Below are 4,186 nucleotides of genomic sequence, written 5' to 3' on the forward strand. Positions count from 1 at the left end.
CGCAGTAAAGTAGTGTATCACCGTATTGCTACGCTTTTCTTCAGGGCTGGCCGGCTCAATCCGAATGTCCAAAGAGTGAAGATCTTGGTGAGATTCAAAGATGCGCTGATAGCATTTATTACATTCATCCTCTTTGCCATCAGCAAAGTCTGCGTGATACTGGTTGATCTGCCGGCAGGAATCTTTCAATAGTCCTTTCAGGGAACTCTCGCGGATGGATACCATACCCTGGTCTCGGTACTGAGCGTCATCGAATAGCCCGATATTACCAGTTCCGGTGCCAAGGTGAAAATCTTCGAGCATCTCCATAACGCATGTGATCTTAATGATTTTCATGATTTGCCCCCTTGTCTTTTAGGCCAAGTCTATAGAAATCGATGATTTCGATTTTATCCAGGGAGGAGTCCAGACGAAGGCCATTTTCTGGTTTTTCATAGGTGAAGACAGCTTTAAGCAATTCATCATCTTTGAACAACAGATCCCTCAGGAACTCCACATCTTTATACCCATTTTTCAGAGCTGAACGATATGTCTTGATCTTATTGTTTGCGATCTTGGCGTCAGGGCTATCAAGAGCATTTGCCAGATCTAGAACATAAGAAAGCAAAGTTTTGATCTCTGCGCCGGTATAGGGCTTCATAGAGAGGACTTCGGTCATGGCTTGATAATCATCTGTGTAGCTCAGTACATAGGAAGCAAGACGGAGATCTTTTAGGTCCTGATAGACGCTATCAAAATGAACGTGCCAATCAACATAGGGAGTTATACTTGAACTATTCATCTTTGCGTAGCCGGCTGCTTTTGCTGATTCCAGACACATCTCAGCGATTTCATTGGCCTGAGCCACTGGATATGAATCCTTTACGAATGCTACACCCACTGAGACTGAGAGACCCCCTCGATCAGCGGAGGCTAGTTTCGAGGCTATATCCAGGGCTATCTCCGGGGTGCTGATCAAGAACAAATCATCTCCTCCCAGCATCAGCAAGATGAAAGGCAGGCTCGGATATTTACCTTTCTCATCAATGTATGAAGATACTGCGCCGTATAGCAAATCGTTCATTTGCTTACGGTTTTGATGCCAGAATCGCTCGATCTCAATAAAGGCTTCAAAGACATTCTTTGAATCGATGCTCTCTCTTAGATCTTTGAACCTGGCCCCGGTCCCGTTTCCATCTGCCTTGATATAGGCAAGCATGTTCCTTTTATTGCTTTTCCCGCTTTTAGCCAACTCAGTCAATTCTTTGGGTAACCGTGCGCAATTGATTCCGTTAGCCTTATAAAACCGGGATATGGCATCCTCTGTCTTCAGTGAATAAAAACTATCCGCTTGCTGAGACATCATCTTGGCTGATGCTCCAACCACGTTTCCCTGTTCCCGACCTACTCCGAGGGACTCTCCATCCATTGTGCACAACTGATAAAAGGGCGCGTCTACGAATATCGGAGATGCTGCACGGGTATCAATGGGCAGGGATTTGCAGTCTTCCATAAACTGCTTCCAGGTATCTTCAGGGCTGAATTCTCTTTTGGACATGGTAATCTCTAGCCCGGGTGCTTTGTCTCTGATGAGATGACATGCTTTGGCTACGAATATATCAAGCTCAGCTTGTGTTTGGAATACCGCTTCAAAGTGGCCACCGGCAGAGGATAAGACATTTTTTTCGAGCAGTTTCCTGATCTGGAGTGGACTGTCCTCAGGGATATGGGGAAATATCGAGTCACACGGAGGCATCATTTCCGGTAAGTTCTTGCTAAACAACTCTCCAATACATGAGTTAGCCCCCAACATATACTTGAGTTTGGGAACCTTAAAAATGAACTCTTGCACTTTACGCAAATCAATGTGCAAGTGGTGAATAGTGATACTCATTAATCCTCCTTGATTCTTGTCTGACTCTACAACTACAATTTGATCCAGAAGACCAAATCGCAAAAATTCAAACTACCTGGTAGCCTAAAACTCGTCAAGTACTTTATTAGGATCATCTTATCCTAGGGGTCGCCTCCTAGTATTCAGCCCCAATTATCAGGCTCATAACTGCTTGCAAAATATGGGCTCCTCATGCCTCCCTCACCGGTCGCTCACCGGTCGAGCGTGCAAGCGGTGAGAAAATAAGGACTTACGCGATTTGCCACTTCGCGGCAAATCGAATTGAGAATTGAAAATTGAGGATGAAGAATTAGGGGGCGTTGCACAAATCGAATGTAGAGTTTGGCAGTCTTTCCATATCCCCACCCGTCGCCCCAGTTTAGTAATTCCGGAAAGTCAAACGTAGTGAGGCTTATCCGGAATCTGCCTCAAAACCTTAAAACTTAATCTAAAAAAGAACATAGCACCGCCGGAATAAATGGTTTATCTCGTGATTCTTAACTAATACATCACTGTGGTCAGGCTCGCTGAAGCTTGAGTTTCTGTCAATCTAACATTACCATACTGCGTCAGAAATCTTATCTCATGAGATTGGACTAATACCATGTAGATGGTAGGCACATGATCCTCTTTCCCTTGACGGATTTGCCCAGGATTTTTTTCTCGACCGCATGATGTCATTGCCTTAATAGAGGCTAAAATATACGCAATCAATTGTTTGGTTTGGATCATTGTCTACACTTAGCGGGGCTTGCTTCCAAATCTGTTTGAGGAGTCTGATTATGTCAGAGAAACTAACCGGGAATGACCTTTTACAATACATTGATCAGATGAATGATCCCGAAAAGCTCAAGAAAGCTCTGGAATTTATCCATCCTGCTGATATTCTTGACGCTCTGGAAGATTCGGATATAGATCAGATCTCTTTCCTAGCTCGGCTGCCCAACGACATCTTGGCTGAGATCATTGAAGAAGCTGATGATGAGGACAAAAACGAGATCTTTGACCTCTTCGAAGGGCAAAAGCAGCAACAAATTATCAGCGAAATGGCATCGGATGAATTGGTCGACCTCTTGGAGACCTTGGATCCCAAAGATGCAGATGATCTGATCGCAAGTTTGGAGCCCGAGGAAGCCTCCAAACTCAAATCCTTGATGCGCTATGACCCCGAAACTGCCGGAGGCATCATGGCGACCGAATTTGTCGCCATCAAAGAAGCAATGACCGTCAAAGAGGCTCTGGAATATCTCCAGCAATATGGAGAGGAAGCAGAAGCCCTTTTCTATATCTATGTGCTTGATAAACAGGGCGCTCTACAGGGCGTGATCTCTTTGCGCGACATCGTCGTAAGTAGATTTGATACACATCTTCGGGATCTGACAAATCCCAACGTCCTCTCCGTGACGCCCGAGATGGATCAGGAAGAAGTGGCGCGAATCTTTCATAAATATGGCTTTTCCAGTATCCCGGTGGTGGATCAGAGGAACAAGATGCTCGGAATCATCACGGCTGATGACGCTCTGGAAGTGGTCGTGGACGAGAGCACCGAAGACTTTGAAAAGATGAGCGCTTTGGCTCACAGCGATCTCGAATATCTGGATTCAGGAATCATCGATCTGGCACGCAGGAGAATCTTGTGGCTGCTCTTTTTGATGATCTCTGCCACCTTCACGGGATTTATCATCCAAGGCTATGAAGCCGCATTGACTGAGATGGTCATCCTGGCTGCCTTCATCCCGATCCTGATGGACACAGGCGGCAACGCGGGAGCACAATCTGCCACACTCATCATCCGCGGCATGGCTCTGGGAGAGATCGATATCAGCGACTATTCAAAGGTCTTTTTCAAAGAACTTCGCATCAGCCTCTTGGTTGGCGTCACCCTTGCGGTGGTGAATTTCCTCAGAATTCTGCTCTTCAATCGCGATATGATGCTGGGCATCACCGTGTCTGTGGCGATGCTCTTCACGGTGGTCACAGCAAAGATTGTGGGCTGCTCCTTGCCCATCATCGCTCGCAAACTCAGGATAGATCCCGCCATCATGGCTGCCCCGATCATCACCACCATCGTGGATGCGCTGTCCTTGATGGTCTACTTCTGGCTGGCTACGACGATCTATATCTAGTCCCCACGAGATAGCCCCCGGCTAAGCCGGACTTGTGCTTGACAGATTTCCGCTCTTAAGATCTGATCTTTCCTAGGTGTCTAAGCTCCTGGGTGGCAGTAAATTAGGTAAAAATAGTGCTTGACAAAAACACCTCGTAAGTTATTGTGGTAGTGCAAACAACGCAAATAACAAAACGAGGTGTTAA

General features: G+C 46.2%; 3 protein-coding genes. 1 reads left to right on the plus strand and 2 read right to left on the minus strand.

What is annotated here, in order from left to right; all coding sequences use genetic code 11:
- Positions 1-336: hypothetical protein (locus LHW48_00305; GenBank protein MCB5258903.1), on the minus strand; the 336-nt coding region annotated here is incomplete at its 3' end.
- Positions 323-1,873 carry a hypothetical protein gene (locus LHW48_00310; protein MCB5258904.1) on the minus strand — a complete coding sequence of 517 codons (1,551 nt, stop codon included), beginning with the start codon at positions 1,871-1,873 and terminating at the stop codon, positions 323-325. The genes LHW48_00305 and LHW48_00310, both read right to left, overlap by 14 nt.
- Positions 1,874-2,655: 782 nt before the next feature.
- Here LHW48_00310 and mgtE point away from each other — a divergent pair.
- Complete coding sequence (gene mgtE / locus LHW48_00315; GenBank protein ID MCB5258905.1) at positions 2,656-3,999, plus strand: magnesium transporter; 1,344 nt, start codon at positions 2,656-2,658, stop codon at positions 3,997-3,999.
- Positions 4,000-4,186 lie beyond the last annotated feature (187 nt).

The organism is Candidatus Cloacimonadota bacterium, from assembly GCA_020532355.1.
In the GTDB taxonomy this organism is placed as follows: domain Bacteria; phylum Cloacimonadota; class Cloacimonadia; order Cloacimonadales; family Cloacimonadaceae; genus UBA5456.